Source organism: Nonomuraea sp. NPDC048881, assembly GCF_040649795.1.
In the GTDB taxonomy this organism is placed as follows: Bacteria; Actinomycetota; Actinomycetes; order Streptosporangiales; family Streptosporangiaceae; genus Nonomuraea.
The window spans coordinates 842166-860469 of sequence record NZ_JBEZGC010000003.1; the positions used below are offsets into that span (position 1 = coordinate 842166).

General features: G+C 70.7%; 19 protein-coding genes and 1 pseudogene. 12 read left to right on the forward strand and 8 right to left on the reverse strand.

The features are described from left to right. The first annotated feature begins 808 nt into the window (after positions 1-808). The 3 genes from AB0C33_RS14910 (at position 809) to AB0C33_RS14920 (ending at position 2789) form a co-directional block, all read left to right on the forward strand. On the forward strand, positions 809-1294 hold the full coding sequence (locus AB0C33_RS14910; RefSeq protein WP_358287446.1) for a MarR family transcriptional regulator: 486 nt from the start codon (positions 809-811) through the stop codon (positions 1292-1294). Between the two features lie 297 nt (positions 1295-1591). Then, positions 1592-2572: a zinc-binding dehydrogenase gene (locus tag AB0C33_RS14915; RefSeq protein WP_358287449.1), complete on the forward strand. Its 981-nt coding sequence runs from the start codon at positions 1592-1594 to the stop codon at positions 2570-2572. Between the two features lie 64 nt (positions 2573-2636). Continuing rightward, the gene (locus AB0C33_RS14920) at positions 2637-2789 is read left to right on the forward strand and encodes an NmrA family NAD(P)-binding protein (RefSeq protein ID WP_358287451.1); all 153 of its coding nucleotides are present in this window, start codon (positions 2637-2639) and stop codon (positions 2787-2789) included. Between the two features lie 430 nt (positions 2790-3219). Here AB0C33_RS14920 and AB0C33_RS14925 read toward each other — a convergent pair whose 3' ends face one another. The 5 genes from AB0C33_RS14925 to AB0C33_RS14945 form a co-directional block, all read right to left on the reverse strand. Then, on the reverse strand, positions 3220-3354 hold the full coding sequence (locus AB0C33_RS14925) for a hypothetical protein (RefSeq protein ID WP_358287454.1): 135 nt from the start codon (positions 3352-3354) through the stop codon (positions 3220-3222). Beyond that, the gene (locus AB0C33_RS14930; protein WP_358287457.1) at positions 3347-3796 is read right to left on the reverse strand and encodes a hypothetical protein; all 450 of its coding nucleotides are present in this window, start codon (positions 3794-3796) and stop codon (positions 3347-3349) included. Before AB0C33_RS14930 ends, AB0C33_RS14925 begins: the two co-directional genes overlap by 8 nt. 1326 nt (positions 3797-5122) lie before the next feature. Further along, positions 5123-8623: a serine/threonine-protein kinase gene (locus AB0C33_RS14935; RefSeq protein WP_358287459.1), complete on the reverse strand. Its 3501-nt coding sequence runs from the start codon at positions 8621-8623 to the stop codon at positions 5123-5125. After that, positions 8617-9195: a hypothetical protein gene (locus tag AB0C33_RS14940; RefSeq protein WP_358287462.1), complete on the reverse strand. Its 579-nt coding sequence runs from the start codon at positions 9193-9195 to the stop codon at positions 8617-8619. The genes AB0C33_RS14935 and AB0C33_RS14940 overlap by 7 nt, the downstream gene beginning before the upstream one ends. Positions 9196-9210: 15 nt before the next feature. Then, positions 9211-9816 carry a hypothetical protein gene (locus AB0C33_RS14945; RefSeq protein ID WP_358287465.1) on the reverse strand — a complete coding sequence of 202 codons (606 nt, stop codon included), beginning with the start codon at positions 9814-9816 and terminating at the stop codon, positions 9211-9213. A 486-nt stretch (positions 9817-10302) separates the two neighbouring features. On the opposite strand from AB0C33_RS14945, the gene AB0C33_RS14950 reads away from it, so the two are divergent. The 6 genes from AB0C33_RS14950 to AB0C33_RS14975 all read left to right on the forward strand — a co-directional run bounded on the left by AB0C33_RS14950 (position 10303) and on the right by AB0C33_RS14975 (position 14675). Continuing rightward, entirely contained in the window at positions 10303-10500 is a 198-nt protein-coding gene (locus tag AB0C33_RS14950) for a hypothetical protein (RefSeq protein ID WP_358287467.1), read from the forward strand. A gap of 22 nt (positions 10501-10522) precedes the next feature. Then, positions 10523-11014, forward strand: coding sequence for a DUF6283 family protein (locus AB0C33_RS14955; RefSeq protein WP_358287470.1), 492 nt, complete (start codon positions 10523-10525; stop codon positions 11012-11014). Next, positions 11011-12498 (forward strand): tyrosine-type recombinase/integrase, encoded by a 1488-nt coding sequence (locus tag AB0C33_RS14960; protein WP_358287473.1) that lies wholly within the window; start codon positions 11011-11013, stop codon positions 12496-12498. The genes AB0C33_RS14955 and AB0C33_RS14960 overlap by 4 nt, the downstream gene beginning before the upstream one ends. A 144-nt stretch (positions 12499-12642) precedes the next feature. Then, the gene (locus tag AB0C33_RS14965; RefSeq protein ID WP_358287475.1) at positions 12643-13218 is read left to right on the forward strand and encodes a hypothetical protein; all 576 of its coding nucleotides are present in this window, start codon (positions 12643-12645) and stop codon (positions 13216-13218) included. After that, positions 13215-13643 (forward strand): hypothetical protein, encoded by a 429-nt coding sequence (locus tag AB0C33_RS14970; RefSeq protein WP_358287478.1) that lies wholly within the window; start codon positions 13215-13217, stop codon positions 13641-13643. Before AB0C33_RS14965 ends, AB0C33_RS14970 begins: the two co-directional genes overlap by 4 nt. Positions 13644-14360: 717 nt before the next feature. Continuing rightward, positions 14361-14675: a hypothetical protein gene (locus AB0C33_RS14975; protein ID WP_358287481.1), complete on the forward strand. Its 315-nt coding sequence runs from the start codon at positions 14361-14363 to the stop codon at positions 14673-14675. A gap of 73 nt (positions 14676-14748) precedes the next feature. Here the strand turns inward: AB0C33_RS14975 and AB0C33_RS14980 are convergent, their stop codons facing one another. Further along, positions 14749-14949 carry a hypothetical protein gene (locus AB0C33_RS14980; protein WP_358287484.1) on the reverse strand — a complete coding sequence of 67 codons (201 nt, stop codon included), beginning with the start codon at positions 14947-14949 and terminating at the stop codon, positions 14749-14751. On the opposite strand from AB0C33_RS14980, the pseudogene AB0C33_RS14985 reads away from it, so the two are divergent. Together AB0C33_RS14985 and AB0C33_RS14990 are read left to right on the forward strand one after the other, a co-directional pair. Then, positions 14949-15119, forward strand: a pseudogene (locus AB0C33_RS14985) (integrase core domain-containing protein); the annotation flags it as partial. The gene AB0C33_RS14980 and the pseudogene AB0C33_RS14985 overlap by 1 nt on opposite strands. A gap of 73 nt (positions 15120-15192) precedes the next feature. After that, on the forward strand, positions 15193-15684 hold the full coding sequence (locus tag AB0C33_RS14990) for a hypothetical protein (protein WP_358287486.1): 492 nt from the start codon (positions 15193-15195) through the stop codon (positions 15682-15684). Between the two features lie 274 nt (positions 15685-15958). Here the strand turns inward: AB0C33_RS14990 and AB0C33_RS14995 are convergent, their stop codons facing one another. Further along, a complete protein-coding gene (locus AB0C33_RS14995) occupies positions 15959-16708 on the reverse strand; it encodes a helix-turn-helix domain-containing protein (protein WP_358287488.1) in 750 nt (249 codons plus the stop codon). 79 nt (positions 16709-16787) lie between these two features. Between AB0C33_RS14995 and AB0C33_RS15000 the strand changes: the two genes are divergently transcribed. Further along, complete coding sequence (locus tag AB0C33_RS15000; RefSeq protein ID WP_358010819.1) at positions 16788-17195, forward strand: VOC family protein; 408 nt, start codon at positions 16788-16790, stop codon at positions 17193-17195. A 186-nt stretch (positions 17196-17381) separates the two neighbouring features. Here the strand turns inward: AB0C33_RS15000 and AB0C33_RS15005 are convergent, their stop codons facing one another. After that, on the reverse strand, positions 17382-18302 hold the full coding sequence (locus AB0C33_RS15005) for an IS3 family transposase (RefSeq protein WP_358287490.1): 921 nt from the start codon (positions 18300-18302) through the stop codon (positions 17382-17384). Positions 18303-18304: the final 2 nt, after the last annotated feature.

Sequence of the window (18304 nt, forward strand, 5' to 3'; positions counted from 1 at the left end):
CCGGCGGCCGCTGTCGGCCTATCGGTATCGTGGCGCCTGATCGACTTTGAGCCACCTTGCTGTGCGGGCAACGCCTGCCAGTGGTCCTCGCTCTTGAACGGCTGCCGGAGCCACCCATTCTGGACTGCGCTGTGTGACTGCGCGGCCAGCTCGGGCAGCCGGCATCTCCGCGAGCAAGCCGCTGGCGGTGGTGGCTGTCACTGATCGCTCTGCAAGGAGCCCGGCTTCGCCGAGGCGAAGAGCCGCGATGCGGACGGCACTCCGCCGCCTGTTCGGGAGCAGGTCGAGACACTGCTCAAGTGCGATGAAGAGCTCCTGGATCGTGTCACCTGCTGCGATCGCCCAGAGCGCAAGGGCCCACTCGGCCCGGGAGTGGTCGTCGTCGCAGCTGTCGAGCCAGGGGGCGAGTTCGTCGAACATCGCGCCTCCCCAGGCGTTGAGAGAGATGATTCGCGCAGGCACGAACCTTAGATCAAGCCCGGCTCCGAGGGCCGAGGCAGGCCCGGCTTGCGGTTCCCGCGTCCGGGATGCCTGAAGGCGGCCGAGGGGCGGGGGCTGAGGCCCACCCGAGCGGTACGCCCTGAACAGTTGAGCCGGATCCTGGTCGCTGCGGCCACGCCTTCAACGTCATCTGTCCCTCCCTGCCCAACTGCTCACCTCATCGGGTGCGGCTCCCCGGTTGTACCGGTTACGCGATTGCCGGGGTGGCACGGGCGTCCTGACATCGACGGCCCATGCACTTGCATCCAGATCCCCCATGCGACATAGTTGGTTTGGCCAAACCAACTATGTCGGGGACGGTGTGAGGATGGAACACGTGTCGGCAGGCAAGGACGGCCGCTCCCGCCCGCAACGTGAGGCCGTCGACGGCGTGGCGGCAGCGCTGGCCACGGTGGGCAACTGGATGTTCTCCCCGGCCACGCGACGCAAGATCATGGCCGCCTCCGGGCTGGAGCTGTCCTTGGGCGACTACACCCTGCTCGCCCAGGTGTCGCTGCACGCGCCGGTACGACTGTCGGTCCTGGCGGAGCTGATGGAGGTGGACAAGTCCACACTGTCACCCCCGGCCAAACGCCTGGAGTCACGCGGCTTCATCGAGCGGCGGCCCGATCCGGCCGATGCCCGCGCACAACTGGTGAGCGTCACGCGGGCGGGCAAGCTCGCCATCAGCAAACTCTGGAAGGCGCGCACGGCAGCGGTCGCCGCCCTACTGGCGGAGTGGGAGCCGGCTGACGTCGAGCAACTGGCCGCGGGCCTCGGCGCGCTCAGCGAAGCGATCAAGAAGAGGCAATGAGCCCGTCACGGTACCGTCGTCTCGTCCGCGTCGCGACGTAGACCTGCGGCCACGCAGAAGTCCGGGCACAGAGACGTCCGGTGCCGCCGCTGCTCCACACCCTCTCGGCTCGTGGCTTCGTACTGCCGCACGCCACCGGCCATCCTCGACACGTGGCCGCACCTCCATCGGCCCAGGCCAGGGCTGTCGTGGTTGCCCCCGGCTCCCGTCTTGCGTGCCCGAGCGCGACGTGGCCGTCTGCGGGTCCCCCTCGTCGCGCACTCCCCTACTGCCTTTCCATCAAGGAAGTGATGTCACATGCATGCCGTCGTGCTGCACGAATTCGGCCCACCGGCACACCTGCGCATCGCGGACGTCCCCACGCCAAGGCCGACGGCAGGCGAGGTCGCGGTGCGGATGGCCGCGATCGGCGTCCAGTTCCTGGAGACCCAGGTCCGGGCGGGGACGATGCGCGGCGCACTCGGCGGCGCGCCGCTTCCGGTGATCCTCGGCAAGGAGATCGCCGGGCTGGTCGCCGAGGTCGGCCCCGGCGGCGATACCGCGCTGATCGGCGCGCGGGTCCTGGCCAGCACGACGGGCCTGGGCGGGTACGCCGAGACCGCCGTCGTGCCCACCGGCTCCCTCATCCCGGTCGGCGACGGCATCGACCTGCCCGAGGCGGTCGCCCTCTACCGGTACGGCGTCACGGCCCAGGGCTTGATCAGCGCGGCTCGCGTGAGCGCCGGTGACCGGGTCCTGGTGCTGGCGGCCGCGGGTGCTGTCGGCACGGTCCTGGTGCAGCTGCTCAAGCGGGCCGGGGCGACGGTCGTCGCGGCGGCGCGCGGGGAGCACAAGCTCGCGCTGCTCGGCAAGCTGCGCGCCGACCACGTGGTCGACTACACGCTTCCCGGCTGGACGACCCAGGCTCGTGACGCCGCAGGCGCCTCGATGGACGTGGTCTTCGACCATGTCGGCGGAGCGCTCGGCCGCGAATCGTTCGACCTGCTCACACCGGGCACCGGACGCCAGATCACGTTCGGCTTCTCCAGCGGCACGCCGCTGGAGGTCCGGCCCATGGAACTGCTCGGCCGGGGCCTGACCCTGACCGGGTTCAGCGCGGGTCTCCTCTGGAGCAGGCCCGCCCTCGCCCGCGACCTGGTGACCGAGGTCCTGGAGCTGGCCGCGGCCGGGCAGCTCACACCGGTGATCGGCCAACGCTTCCCGCTGGAGCGGGCAGCCGACGCGCATGCCGCCATCGAGGCGCGCGGCACCGTCGGCAAGACCCTGCTCATCCCCTGACCGCATCCCTGAAACGCCCCCTTGGGGCGAACGTTCACAGCAGTTACCAGCAAGGAGTCCCTCCATGATGTCCTCTTTCCCCAAGATCTTTGTGGCCGGTGCCACCGGGCTGCTCGGCGGCCAGATCGTCCGAGCCCTTCTCGACCAGGGCGCCCCCGTACGGGCCCTGCCGTCGTCGGAGGTCACCGCAGCGCCGACCTCGAAGGCGCTCTGGTAGACCAGGCCAGGGGTCCGGTAGTGGACGAGCCTGCCGGGCAGCGCGATGTCACCGACCGACGACACCTGGAACGCCCCATCGGACCGCCGGTGGGCAGCCCTGCCTCGACGGTGCCCGTAGCGGCCGCTCCCGAGGCCCGGTAGGTCGCGGTGACCTCGGCCAGCTCCTTCCGGCTGGCGTGGTACGTGGGATCCTCGGGAAGGCCGCCGGTGCGCCGGTCGACCAGGGTGTAGACGTACGGGCTGGGCGAGGTGTCCCTGCTGAGCCACGTGGTCGCCAGGGTGTAGGTCAGACCCGGTGACGCGGCGGGCAAAGAACTGGGAGTTGGTGTCGACACCGAACAACCGGGTCCAGTCGCCCCACGCGCCGTGCTGCAGCCCGAGGGTGAGAACCCGCTGGAGCTGGGCGTCCGGGTCGTCGACGGTGGCTCTCACCGGCTTGCCAGGCGCGTGTCCACGATGACCCGCTGGTCGCCGCCGTAGACCTTCGGCGGGGAGTCGGCGATGGTCAGCACGGGCTTTCCTTCGACCTTCTCGCGCGTGCTGGTGTAGAGGTTTTCAGTCACCCTTGGGCACTCGTACCGTGGCTGTCCCTTCCCGGAAGGGCAGCGGATAGATGGCGCCCGTCTTGGCGTCGTAGACCTCGCCATGCTGGGCGTCGACCGGCCGGCCCTGCCTGCCGAGGACGGTGACAGTGACGTCGTAGGACTCCGGCTCGACGTACGCGCCGGCCAGCGTGCGGATCACCGTCTCGCCCGACCTGGCGGTGACCGTCCCCGGGTGGTCGCCCGGCTCCTGCCCGCTCGCGTCGATGGTGAGCGTGACCGACGCCTCGCCCTTGGCCGGGACGGTGACCTGGTCCGACGGCAGTTTCAGCACCTCGCCGTCCGCCGACAGGTCGAGGGTGACCGGTGTGTCGCCCTCGTTGGCGTAGGTGATCGTCCTGATGGCCTTCCGGTCGCCGCCGCTCCAGGGGAAGGCCGCCCACACGTTGGCCTGGTCGGGCACGACCTGCTGCCGCAGCGCGCGTACCAGGTCGACACACGTCAGCCGGTCACCGAGACTGTAAGTCAGTTGAGGGATCTCATCGGCCAGGTCAAGACCGGAAAGCCTTAACGAGGCCCAAACAGGAGTCCCAGGGTTTCGGGTGTTTCCCAGGCCGTCAGCTGCCGGTCAGAATCGGGTTCCTCCTGCGCGCCCTGGTTGACCAGGTCGGCGAGGGATCGCCGGTCCTGCTCGGGACGGCCCTGCAGCAGGGCGATCTCACCGCCCTGGTGATCGACGACGTCGAGGCGCCCGCCCTGCTCGCACTGGTCTGGAAGGGCCCGCCCAGCCAGGCCGTACGTGAGGCGCCGTGCTGCTGCCGCCGCGCGTTCTTCGGCTGAGCCGGACTCAGGGCACCCTGGCCTCCAGGGACGCGGCGGCCAGGGCCTTGATCTCGGCGCGTCGTCCGCGAGGAGGAACCCCTTGGCGACGGCGTCGTCGGTGGCGGCCTCGAAGGCGGGCAGGTGGCCGCCGCGGCCGTTATCTTGGGTTCTTAGCCTCTCCTCGCAGGTCAGCGCGATATGATCTTGTCAGGCAAGTAAGGCACGTTGACCGGCCCGACGGCATGTTGCATGGAAGGCGTGCCCCGCTATTCGGCGGAGGCCAAGCGTTGACGCGGTCGATGGCTGAGGCGTAGAAGCGCACGTGATGAGGGATGGGCTGGGCCGCCATGGCGCAGGTTTCGAGGTCGTCATGGGTGCCCGGGACGGAACCGGGGCGACGAAGACATCGGCCTCGGCATTTGAGCCGTTCCGGGGCCCCTTGCCGACCAGCTCATCAACCAGCCACGGTACTCGGGCATCACGGCAGGACGACGCCTCGACCTCAGTACCGCTGCGCCGTCAGACGGACCTGGCGTTCCTCGTGCAGATTGCGGCCGCCGCTCGTGCCCGGGCGGTCCGGCCTGCGGGCGCGGGCGGCGCGCTGCGCGGATCTTCTCGCCGCGGTCCTCGTGCGGCGGCGTGTACAGCATCCTCAAATACGAGCAGATCACGTCCACGATGGTCTGCCGCGGCGCCGGGGTGTCCTGGGCGAGGCGCGACGGCCAGCAGCAACGTCGCCGCGGCGCCGACACCCGCCCCGGCCGCCAGCGTGGTCCGGACGGCCTCGATCCGTGCGCAGACCTGCTCGGCCGAGCTCAGCGGTATGCCCACGTCGTGCAGCAGCCAGGCGCAGACGCCCCAGACCGCCGCGCCAACCAGCAGTGCTGCGGGAAGCGCCCACCACCACATGAGGTGATCCGGTTCGACCGGCTCGAACGCTCGCACGCCGCCGCGGCATGCTCGGCCGCTACTGAGCGCAGGTCGCGCGAGAGGGGACACCCGTGATGTAACGCGCCCACTGCGCCCTGTCAAGTGGTTGCCCCGCGCGGGCGCACACCGCCTTCGCCACCGCGCCCGGCTCGACGGGCTGCTCACGCACTGTACCCGCGCCGTCCAGCACCAGCACCTTCGAGCCGTCGGCGGTGAAGGCCAGGGCCTGCACGCCGTCCCGGTTGCCGTCGGGCAACTCACCCAGCGGCGCCTTCCGCGCCAGGTCGAACAGCCGTACCCGGCCGTCCCTGGTGCTCGCCGCGACGACGTCCTCGCGGGGCGACCTGACCGCCGCTCCCGCGAGGTTCCCCATGATCGGCTCTCCGGCCGGGCGGCGCGTGGCCACGTCGTAGACGGTCATGCGCCCGCCCAGGTCCACGACGGCGATCGACCTGCCGTCACGGGTGAAGACCGCGGCCGAGAGGGTGACCCCCTGGTCGCTGCCGCCGAACGGCTCGCCCATCGGCTCGCCCGAGGCCACCTCGTAGAGACGCTCGGCGTCGGTGGTCACCGCCAGGGTGCTGCCGTCCGGAGCGAACTCCACGTCATGAACCTGCCGCACCTGCTGCGACCACAGCAGGCGACGGGCCTTCCAGTCCCACATGTCCAGCCTGTACGTGCCGGAGTCTGCTCCGTCCACCACAGCGGCCAGCCGGGTTCCGTCGGGGCTGAAGACCACATGATCGGTGCCGGTGAACCCGGATGGAGCCAGCCTGGCCAGCTCCCCCCGGGTGCCCGTGTCGAGTACGGAGATCGTCCGGGAGCCGCCGACGGCGGCCAGCCGCCCGTCCTGGCTGAGGGCGAGCGCGTCCGCTGTGTCGTGCTTGGCCCGGCGCTGCAGGGGCGTGCCCGGCGCCCCGCCGGGCGTCGTCAGGTGGATCTCTTCGGAGTCTTCGGTCGCCAGCAGGCGGCCGGAGGTCAGCGCGGTCTCCGACCAGGGCCGTCCCCGGGCGTCCTGTTCCAGGTCGGCGAGGTCCACGGTGACGACCCGGTCCTCGGTCAGGTAGCGCAGCACGCGGCCGTCGAAGGCGACCTGGGGGACGCTCGGGAAGTCCTCCGGCAGGCCCTCCGGCAGCGTCACCTTCGTCAGGAACTGTCCCTCCGGCCGCCATACCTGGATGTCGTCGTGGGTGGCCGTGGCGAGCAGCCGGGCGTCGGCACTGAAGGTCACCCTGCCCCGGTTCCAGGCAACCCCGTCCTGCCCGATCGTGCTGAGGACCGAGCCGTCCGCGGGCGAGACGATCCGCAGGCCGTCGCTCACCGCCACCGCGAGCGAGCGGCCGTCCGGGGCGCCGGCGAGCGGCCATTCGCACAGGTCGCACGGGTCGTCCACCGCGCGGGTCGATTGCCTGGAGAGGTCCGGTACGCGCAGCCGGTCGATCCGGGTGGGCGGGATCGAGGGGAAGGAGTAGACGGCCTCGCCCGACGGCGTCATGGAGGCGAGCATGGCGTCGGTCCTGGTACGGAGGTTTCGTTCCAGGTCCCAGAGGTGGTCGTGGTCGTCGATCCGGACCAGCGCGTACCTGTCCACGCTGTCGTACTGCAGATCCAGGACTTCCCCGACCTCATGGTCGAACCGCCATACCGCGATCCGCCGGCCTGTCCGCAGGTCCCACGCCCCGGCCTGCTTGCCGGTCGCCACCAGCAACCGGCGGCCGGTGGGGGAGAGAGCGGCTGCGGCCGGGCGGTCGCGGCCGAGGCCCAGCTTGGCGATCCCACCCGCGGGATTACCCGTGCGCAGGTCCCAGAGCCGTACGGTGTCGCCGCTCACGCTGGCCATCGTCCGGCCGTCCGCGCCGAGCACCCGCAGCGTGCCGGCCGCCGTCGCCGGGTCCTTGAACACCGCCACCTCGCGCTGCGCCAGCGACGTCGTCAGCGCCGCCCTGGTCTGCGGCGTCCGGTCCAGTTGCCAGGCGGCCAGGCTGAGCTGCATGGCCAGGCGCGGATCGCTCTGCCGGTACGTGTCCGCGAGCTGCGCCAGCCGCGCCGCCTCGGCTTCGTCGCGCTGTGCGGCGATGCGCCCGGCCCGCTCGTCGGCCAGCCCTCTCTGCTGCACCGCCAGTCCACCCGCGACCAGCGCGATCGTCAGCAACCCCGCCAGGCTCAGCGTGACCAGACGGCCGCGCCTGGTCCTGCGCCTGGTCAGCGCGGCGGAGGCAGCCAGGAAGTCGCGCTCGGCGGGGGAGAGCGTGATGTTCCTGCGGGCCGTGGCCGCCCACTGGAGCGCGCCCTCCAGAGCGGTGCCCCGGAAGAGGTCGCCGTCCCTGCGGCCCGATCGGTCCCAGCGGCGGGCGGCGGTCAGGATCTCCTGGTGTACGGCCAGTCCGTCCCGGTTGCTCTCCACCCAGCGGCGGTAGCGGGGCCAGGCGCGCGGCAGCGCCGGGCGGGCCAGCCAGATCTCCTCGCCGTCGCGGCCCAGCAGGTATACGAACACCTCAAGGATCCGGGTCACCGAGGAGACCTCGGGCGGGGTCCTGCCCTCCAGCAGCTCGGCCAGCTCGGCCCTGCGCCCCGACAGGTCGCCGCGCTCGCCCACCGTGACCAGCCTCAGGAACACCTCGGGCGCGAGCTCGCGCTCGTCGGCGTCGAGCATGGCGTACGCGTCCTCGGCCAGCGTGCCCAGCGCCGGATCGCCCCTCTCGCCGTTCATCCCGGACGCCGCCCTGCCGCCCTCGGCCAGCAGATCCCGCAGGTCCAGGCCCGCGCCGCCGCTGACCAGGGCGAGCAGCAACTCGCGGGCACGGGGCCGGTGCAGCGGCTCCTTGCTGAGCGCGGCGGCCACCAGCGGGCGCAGCGGGTCCGGCAGCGCGCTCAGGTCCGGAGTGGCGGACAGGACCCGATGCATGACGGCGCCCAGGCTGTCGGCCTCGAACGGGTCAGCGCCGGTCGCCGCGTACAGCATGATCGCGCCCCACGCGAACACGTCGGCCGGCATCCCGGCCCGGTGGCCGGTGAACGCTTCCGGAGCCATGTAGGTCGGCGTGCCCCTCGCCAGCCCCGTGGCGGTCGACGACATGTCGGCCGTCCTGGCGATGCCGAAGTCGATCACACGCGGTCCGTCCGGTCCGAGCATCACGTTGTCAGGCTTGAGATCGCGGTGGACCACCCCGGCGTCGTGGATCGCGGTCAGCGCTGTGGCCATCGCCGTCGCCAGCCGGTGCAGGTCGCCGCCGGAGAAGCGGCGGCCCGCGCTGACAGCGTCCCGCAGGGTCCGGCCTTCGACGTACTCACTGACGATGTACGGCCGGGGCCCGTCGAGCCGGACCTCGATGATCCGCGCCGTGCAGAACGAGGCCACCCGCTGGGCCGCCATGGCCTCCTTGGCGAGCTCGGCGACCTGGCCGCTGTGCAGCACCTTGATCGCGACACGGGTGCCGTCCTCCGCGTAGCCCTCGTAGACCACTCCCTGACCGCCCGCGCCGAGCCGCCCGGCCAGCCAATACGTTCCCAGGTGTTGCGGGTCTCCGTCGATCAACATGTGCACGGCTCGTTGGATGCCGGCACCGCCGGGAAAGTTGCGACGATTGGGCCGGTAGAACAACAATGGCTCTGGCCGGCTTTCGGTGGTGACGTAGTGTGATAGCTCGTGTCGGTCCACGTCCGCCGGCCGTGCTGCGCCTGTGTGACGCCCAAGATCTTGCGGGGCTCATGTTCCCGCAGTGGCGTGCGCCCTGCCAGGCCCCTCTTGGGGATGCGGGTGTTCCAGTCGCTGACCCAGTCCAGAAGCAGGCCGACGAAGAACTCAAAGCGCACGGCCGGCGCGCCGGGGTCGACCGGCCTGCCGCCCCGGAGCGTGGGCTGATGGAGATGGCGCGGCAGGGAACGCAGGACCATCTCCTCCACCGCCCCGCTCAGCTCTTCGACGGTGCCCTTCAGCCACAGGCTGTAGCCCGGCAGGTCGCCCACCATCACGCCGAAGTGGGCCAGCGACTGCCCCGCCGTCCGGGACAGGAAGTCTTTGCCCCGATCCACCCGGATTCCCGCCGGCAACCCGCCGAACGGCCCATACGGCGCTTCACATAAGATCGCGCTTCGCAGCGCTGCCAGCACCCTCTCACGGGACGGTTAGCCGGACGTCACCGCAAGCCCGCAGATCGCACACGTGGCACAGTCGATGAACCAGGTCACCCACGGCTTACACAGCCGCCCCTCCACCTCGAGCTCTATCGACAGCTGCTTATGATCGCCCTCCCCCACCCGGTTGCGGTGGCTCTCGTCCTCGTGCCCGGCCCCCTTGGGCCGCTGCAGCCACACATCGAAGGCACGCCGAGCCTGCTCACCCTTGCGGAACCCGGCTCGTATCCCAGCGCCCAGATCGCGATCAGCCGCCCGATACAGCGTTGACAGACCGGGTACCAGGGCGCCGTCCGCCTCTGCGGTCAGTTCCCGATGAAGCCTGGCCACATTGCCGCCCAGCAGGGCCAGCCGCACACGAAGGTCCTCGGTCAACACGAACCGTGGGTGCGGCTTTCGCTCCGTGCGGCCTTCTTCACGTCCGGCGCGGACCCATCGCCATAGTGTCCGCTCGCTGATCCCCATGCAGGTGCTCAGCAGGCGCACGTGCGCGGTGGTGAGCTCCTGACGCTCATCGAGTGCCAGGAGGCGGCGCGTGGCGGGACCGCGGAGGTGATGGAGACTGCCCTCGTTGGAGGTGTCGACGCGTTTGCGCATAGCCCCTCCCTCGCACCGGCGGTGAGCACGCGTGCGTGCAGACGCGTTGCCGCACTGGGCAGTTTGGCCACATGCGTGACCAACACCCCGGATCGTAACTCTGGCAATCCAGATGATTCCACAGCGTAACGAGCGGAGGCAGGGAACTCTGACGCTCCGGAAATGCCCACCTACTAATGGTCGATCGCCTTCCGCTTGGCCGTCCGCTCCTCCCTCCCGATGCCAGAATCGACTCCCATGAAGCTCCGTCTGTTCTTACTGACAACCTGATGAGAATCAGTACTGACAGAAAAATGAGAACTCCCAAGTGGAGAGGCCTCAGATTGAGGAGTCGCGGATGAGCCACCCGGCGGCGGACCGGCGCTACCTGACGGACGGCCTGAACCTGGAGCGACGGAACGTGCGCGAAGCCTTCGCCCAGGAACTGGGCTACGCCGTCGAACGGCTGCGGACGCTCGATGGCAAGTCGCCGACGCCGACGCCACGGTGTTCAGCGGCGACACCCGACGGCTGCTGCACGCCGTCGACGAGCTGCACCGGCGGGCCGCGGAGCTGGACGCCCTCGACCGGCTGGCCGGCCTGATCGAGCAGGCGCCGCCCCCGACGGAACCTGTCCTCGCCCGTCCCGACGAGCCGGGGGAGGAGACTCCGCCGACGTCTCCGCCGAACGGCGCGGAAGGCTGAGCATGTGACGAAGGAAGTGCCCATGGCAGCACCTGACCAGGCCCGAGAGCAGGCCAGCGCCACGCGCCGGCCCCCTACCCCACTGGACGGAGCGGTCGAGGGGGCGGGCACCCTGGAGTTCCGCTCGCGGCCGTGCGGGGGCGAGCGGGTGTGCCCGTGGCGGCGTGACGCCGATCTGACGGCCTACAGCGACGAGGACATCCGGAAGCTGATCCAGGCCGGCGAGGGCGACACCCGGGGCGGTGCCCACAGCCTGGACGAGGCCGAGCTGATGTTCGGCGGCCGCCGGATGGCCTGTCATCTGGACCAGCCGGATGCCGCGCATCCGCTGCGGTTGTGCGCGGGCTGGCTGGCCGTCGTCGGTCCGCCCCACGTCCGCGCCCGGCTCAGCGTGCTCCTGGAGCGCCGCGCCGTCCAGCTAGCCGCGCGGGGGCCCGGCCAGGCCACGCCTGGGGAGCCTGATGTCGATGCCGTGGGCGGCCCGGCAGGCCGGACGTCGGGAGCCTGCCCGTGACGGGGCAGCAGATGGGCCGCGAAGAGGTGCTCGTGCCCACCACGGTCTGGCGTCCCGGCGCGAGCACCGTCCCGACTGCCGCTGCGACGGTCGCGGGCTCCGGCGGGTACGGCGGCGGAGCCGTCGGCCCGCTCGGCCCGACGGCCGAGCCGCCACTGCCGCCACCGGCGCCGCTGGTGGCCTCGGTCGGCGACATCGCCGGGCTGCGTCCCCGGCGCCGGCCGCGTGACGGCGGTGAGGTGCCCGGCGCCGACGTCGACCTCATCGACGCGCTGCCCCGCGACGACGACCCGGCGACGCACCAGCGGGCCAGCTGGCCGACGGTGGCGGCCTGGCTGCGCGCGGGCAAGACCGCCGCCACCCGCCGCGACCGGCTGGCCGTGCTGGCCAAGTTCGTCCGGTGGTGGGCACTGACCGCGCCGGGCGCCGGGCTGTGGCAGGTCACCGAAGACGTCGTGGTCGCCTACCTCGACCAGCTCGGCACCGGCAGCGGCGCCGCCACCGGCCTGAACCGCGGCGGCAAGGCGCTGGCCCCGGCCACGCTGGCCTGGCACCTGTCCAACCTCAAATCGCTGTACGGCTACGCCGTCCGCCGCCAGGTGATCGGCCACAGTCCGGCCCAGTGGGTCGAAGCGCCTGAGGTCGGCAAGGTCGGCACCACCCCCGCCCTCGACCTGACCGAGGGCACCGCACTGTTGCGTGGCGCCCAGGTCATCGCCGCCAAGCACCCGGCCGACGCCGCCGCGGTGGCGTTGCTGGCCATCACCGGGATGCGCGCCGGAGAGCTGGAGAGCCTGACGGTCGGTCGGGTGGAGCGCTCGGCGGGTCACTGGGTGATCCGCTTCCGGCTCAAGGGCGGCGCCGTCATCGTGGTGCCGCTGCCGGAGGTGGCCATGGCGTTGCTGCGGCCGCTGATGGCCGGCCGCAAGCCGAGCGACCTGCTGCTGCAGCGCGCCGACGGCCGCGGCTTCGACCGCTGGCGGCAGCAGACCGCGCTGCGCCGCGCCGTCCGCGCCGCCGGCCTGGACGTCGCCAAGCTCACCCCGCACATGCTCCGCGCCACCGCCGCCACCCTCCTGCTCGCCATGGGCGTCCCGGTGGAGAAAGTCCAAGCCCTGCTGGGGCACGCCTCCCCCGTCACCACCCAGCGCTACGACCGCGGCGAGGCGCAGTTGGACGAGCACGCCGTGCACCGACTCGCCGAACTGCTCACCCGGCAACCTTCTCCCGCCCCCGACCCCTACCCCTACCCCGATCCCGACCCGGTCCCTGACCGGGCCGCCGACGTCCCCTTCGCGAACCCCGACCGCGCGCAGCCGCACGATCTACGCAGCAACGACTTCCACTCCCCGGCGGACTCCGCACAACAGGAACCCGCTCCGGCAGCAGCCCAAGCCGACGAGCCACCGCCGGTGGCCCCGGTCCCCGCTCCCCCGTTCACCGACACCGCGGCGGCAGCTGCGGCACAATCGCATGTGTCTTGACGAAGCGGTACCGGGTGTCTGAGACCGGGCAGGCCGCCCTGCAGGCCGCCCACCGTGATGGCATCGTGCGGCAGCACCCGCCGTACCTTGCCAATGGCGGGGAATCACCGGCCCGTCTCCCCTCCCGCCGGAAGCATGACCGTCGTGACCACCCTGCAGGATGCGACGAAGACGCCGCCGCCCAACCAGGTGTGGCGGCATCAAGACGCCGCCATGCAAGCCTCCGGCGTGGATGCCTGCCCCGCGGGGTGGCCACGCCCGCGCGTGCACGGGCCGCCGCTGCCGTGGATCACCCCGGTACTGGACGGCGTGGTGTACTGGACGCAGCTTCATGGCGGCCGGTTGCTGCGCTGCCAACAGGATCACCTGTGCCAGGTGTGCGGGGAGCGTCTGCCTGAGCGGATGCTGGTGCTGGCGGATCTGGACGGTGAGCTCGTCACCGATGCCGGGATGCACCGCCGCCGCGCGCTGCTGTCGCTGACCGTGTGCGAAGGAGTGTCACCACGCCTGCTGCTGGCCGAGGTGACTCCCGCTGACTTACGTCACAAGGGTTGGCCATCGCCCGATCCACTTGCCGACCGGTGGCTGCGCTGGGGCCTGACCCCGCACGCCGTGGCCGGCGCAGCACGGGTTGGCACCGCCGAGGCCGACCGTCTGCTGACGCTATCGGCCCACCGGCGCTCCCTCGGCCCCGGGCAGAATGAGCAGGAGACCGAATGATCGACCGACACCGCCGCCGGCATCGTCTTCGAGCGGCCCAGGGCCGCCGCATCGTGGACGCGCTCGCCGAGCAACTTCCCCGACCTGCGCGACGCCCTGAGCGCCGAGATGGCGGCCCCAGGATCGCCACACATCTGGCCGATCCTGCCGCCAGCGAGATTCTCGTTCTCGACAGCCCGTACGTGGCGAACTGGCGGCTCAAGGCCGATGCCCGTGGCCGCCTGCGTGTGGCCTGCACCCGCCTGCCGTCGGCCAGCCCCGACCCCTTTCAGGAGCAGGAAGACCTGCAGCGCGAAGGCGCCCTCACTGCACTCATCCAGAACCTGGCCGACGATGCGGCCAAGCTGAGCTGGATCGCCCTGATTCGGCATCTGAGACGCCGGCCGAAGCCAGAACGCTTCCCACGCACCACACGCGATGCCTGATCAGCCACGCCACTCCACTCAAGCATGTGCTGCCCTGCGCCGAGCAGCGACGACTCCACCCTCCGCCGCGCCCCGTCAGCCCGTGCATACGCGTCCCCTCCCGTCCGCCCCTTGCGATTGGCAGCATCATGACCGACCAGCAGCCGCCGGCCCAGCACTCGGCCCACCCCGATTCTCGACTCGGCCAGTTCGCGCAGCCTGGGAGTCCTGCCCGGCAGACTCAGCCAGGCGCGCACGCCGCCGCGGCAGCGGACTGGGGCCGGGCCGGCAGCCGTTTTCACAGCGTCGGTCGAGCAAACCCGGCACGCCAACGCGGTCTCCCTCGTGCCCCTGACAGAGCTCTTCCGGACAGGCTCCATCGACAGCGATGACCGCGCGGCTGCTGACCCGCCGGCTCCTGATCGTCTCGGCACCGATCCTGCGAAGGTGGACCGCTCAAGCACCGTCACCCTCCCTGCGGCCCGTGCCCCTTCCGGCGCGACGCACCGCCCGGAGCCTTCACACCGGAGCAGTTCGACGCAGATCCCGCGGCCAGGATTGACAAACGCCGGCGTCCGGCTGACTCTCTCGTCGAGAGTGTGGACCACCTAGCCGCGCTCGCCGACGAGGCGGCCAACCCCCGCCTGCGGGCCACGCTCATCCTGATGGGCTGGACGGTGGACCCGGCCTCCGGCCGCGACTGGCACGACTACTACCCCCGGCAGCACCGCCATCGACGTGCTGGCCTGGGACGTCTACAACTACGACTCCACCGCCGCCAAGGGCCAGTACCTCGCCCCGGCCGCCCTGTTCGACCGCACCTACGCCGTCAACCAGGCCGAGAACCTCCCGCACAGCGTGGCCGAGCCCGGCAGCCACATCGCCACCGGCGACGACGGCACCCGCCACGGTGCCTGGCTCGACCAGATGACCGCCTACCTCAACGGGCACGGCACCCTGTGGGCGCTCAACTTCGACCTCGACTGGTCAACCGGCGACTACCGCCTGCGCGACCCGGCGAGCCGAGCCGCCTGGACCGCCTTCTGCGCCTGACCTCCCGTACCGGCGCCACCTCCGCACTCCCGCCACGGCCTGGCGGGGGCGCGGCACGTCCGATCCGGCGGGATCAGCGCTTGGGGGCCGGCGGCAGCCGCAGGAGGGCCTTGTCGGAGTCGAGCTCGGTGGTCGTCTCCGACGCGGGCGGCGCCTTGATCGAGACCTTGGCGCCCCAGCCGGAGTAGGTGGTCTCCATGGTGACCGGGCCCAGACCCACCTTGGGACTGGAGAGCCGGGTGCTCATCGTGCGCGGCAGCCCGGCGGGGGTCACGGGGTCCGTGGCGCAGCCTGGCCGAGGTGGAACTGGCCACTGCTGAGTGGGTGGCTTGGTTCAACGCCACTCGACTGCACTCGGCCATCGGACACCTCCCGCCTGAGGAGTTCGAAGCGATCTACTACGCTCAGCACCACCCCAACCAAGCCCTAGCAATCAATCGCTGAGGTCTCCATCCAAGCCGGGGCGGTTCAGTGCTGACCCGCAGCATGATCAGTTGGTCGAGGAAGTGCAGGTGACATGAGGTTGTCGTACGGACGAAATCGCCTGAAGAGCGTCTGGGTCCCGCTCGTGGGCTCGTTAGCTGCTGTGCTCGTGGTGATGGGCCTCGGCTGGGCCGTGTGGCATCTCTACTTCAGCCCCCAGGTGTCGCGCGTTGACCCGGCCGTGCTCTCGGAGTTACGAGCCATCGGCCAGGTCGTCGGCGAAGACAGCATCGTGGGGCACCAGTGGGAGAACAACTACGTCGAAATGAACGACCTCGTGATCTACCTCGATGGAAACGCGAAAGAGGACGTGGTCACCGAGGCCGCGCATCGACTGAAGCAGCGCGGCTGGCACGCATCGCGTAGGGAATCATCCGAGATCTGGCTGGAATCGGCCAGATGGCCATATGCCCTCGTTACGGTTGAGCAGCTCGAAGATACGCATATGAGCAGCGAATTGCGCGAGCAGGTCATAAGCACAGGCCTGCCCATGAGCAACATGGCCTACATAGGCGTGCAGCCGTGAGCCTGTGACCCCAGAACTGGAACGCCGGTCTTTCTTCGGCAAGGATTGGCCACCTGCCCCACCTCAGAGCTCGGGTACCACCCTGCTCCGACACGAGCCCGAGCGGGAAGCGATCTTGCTCGGCGCGGGAAGCGATCTTCCCAACCCTTCTCTTATCCCAGGCCCCTACTCGTGACACCCCCAACACGAGAGACGAGCATGCCGGGATCGATGCCGTGCTTGCAGGCACTCAGAGCTACCTGTTCAGGACTCCTGATCCAGCGGTTCCCGACAGTCAGGCCGAAAGCTGCGCGAAGATGACGACGCCTTCCTCGCCGACCGGCCGCAGCAGGCAGAACGTGAACCCGCCGACCGTGACGGGGGCGAACTCCCGCACTGCCCGGCAGCTCCACCAGTGCCCTGCGTCGGGCCGTTCGAGCTTCAGGAGATCTACGACGGCCGCGGCGCGTGGGTCGTCCGGGATGTGCCCGATGTTGGCCCGGAACTGCTCGTACAGGCCGCGCAGCAGCGGCTCCTCGTCGGTCAGGCGATGGCCCCCGGCCGTGGCGAGCATGATGAGGAGGTTGCGCCGCTCGATCGGCACGCTGTCCGGATCGCCCCAGAAGCGCCGGTAGGCGGCGTTGCCGGCGAGCACGTCGAAGCGCACGTCCACGGCCGCGGCCGGTGTGGACGTCCAACTGTCCAGCAGTGTCCGGGTCGGCTCCCCGAGCACGGCCGCGCCCGCGGCCGCGGCCGTGGAGGCGGGCAGGAACCCGGCCAGTGCCAGCGTGTGGCGGTGCGCCGCCGCGTCCATGCCGAGCACCCGGCAGATCGCGTCCAGCACCTGGCGGGTGGTGCTCGCCCTGCCCTGCTCCAGCCAGGTGTACCAGGCCACGCTGACCCCGGCGAGCGTCGCGACCTCCTCGCGGCGCAGTCCGGGGGTCCGCCGCCGCCCGCCGCCGGCCAGACCCACGTCCGCCGGGTCGACGACCTCGCGGGCCGCGCGCAGGTGGGCGCCGAGCTCGCGGCGAAGGGTCTCGTTCATGACCGCCAGCCTATGAGTGCCACTCATCCCATGAACTCTCCCCTGCCTGTCGGCGGCGCCCGGCGCCACTCTGGATGCCATGAGCGATGACATGTGGCGACTGCGCGACGACTCCTCCGACCTGGCCGAACCCCGCGTGCTGATCCGGGTGTTCGTGCCGTCTGAGGAACTGGACCAGAGCATCGACTTCTACGAGCGGTTGCAGAGGACGGCGGTCGACGCGCGGTTCGCCTTCGCGGCGGTGGGGCTGGAGTTGGCCACGGTGGGGGCCTTCCTGATCATCGCCGGTGACGAGGCGGCCTTGCGCCCGTTCCGGGACACTGTGGGCACCCTGCTGGTGGACGACGTGCGGCCGTACTACGAGCGGCTGGTGGCTGAAGGCGCGGAGATCGTGTTCCCGCTTCAGGACGTGCCGACCGGAGCCGGTTTCAACGCCCGGCACCCCGACGGGACAGTGGTGGAGTACGTCCATCACCGTCCCATCTAGAACTGGCGAGCAGCGCGCTTCGGCTCGCGGCCCTGGACGAGGTGGCCTTTCCTGTGGAGGGTGCGGGGCCTGCTGAGCGCACCCAGACGCGATCAGGACCGCACCCGCGCGGTTGCCATGCGCGTCACCTGCCGCTCCGAGCATGGAGACGCCGAACTGTGAACCGCCCCGGCTTGGATGGAGACCTCAGCGATTGATTGCTAGGGCTTCGTTGGGGTGGTGCTGAGCGTAGTAGATCGCTTCGAACTCCTCAGGCGGGAGGTGTCCGATGGCCGAGTGCAGTCGAGTGGCGTTGAACCAAGCCACCCACTCAGCAGTGGCCAGTTCCACCTCGGCCAGGCTGCGCCACGGACCTCGGGGCTTGATCAGCTCGGTCTTGTAGAGGCCGATCTGCGATTCCATCAGGGCGTTGTCGAGCGCGTCGCCGACCGTGCCGATGGAGGCGTCGATGCCGGCCGTCAGCAGATGGGTGGTGAACCGGAACGACGTGTATTGACTGCCCGCGTCCGAGTGAGCAATCAGCCCAGGCCCGACCGGGTGGCCGGTGCGCCCGCGCCGCCACAGCGCCATGTCCAGGGCGTCCAGCACGAGGGTGGTGTGCTTGGTCAGCGAGGCGGCCCAGCCGACGATTGCGCGGAAGTAGATGTCGACGACGAACGCGACGTAGACGACGCCGCACCAGGTGGACACGTGGGTGAAGTCGGCCACCCAGATGGCGTTGGGCCGCGTGGCGGTGAAGTCGCGCCGCAGCCGGTCGGAAGCCCGCTCGTGTCCTGGATCGGGCGTGGTGGTGCGGATCTTCTTGCCCCGCCGGACGCCTTGCAGGCCAAGCGTGCGCATGCGCCGCTCCACTGTGCAGCGCGCCACCTGATGTCCTTCGCGCAACAGTTGCTGCCAGACCTTGCGGGCACCGTGGACGCCGTAGTTGGCGGCGTGGATGCGCTGGATGTGTTCGTCCAGTTCGGCGTCGCGAACCGCCCGCGTCGAGGGTGGCCGCCTCTTGGCGGCGTAGTAGGTGCTGGTGGAGATGGGGCAGCCGTGCTGGGTCAGGACACGGCAGATCGGCTCGACACCGAACACGTCGGCGTGCTGGTCGATGAAGGTCACGA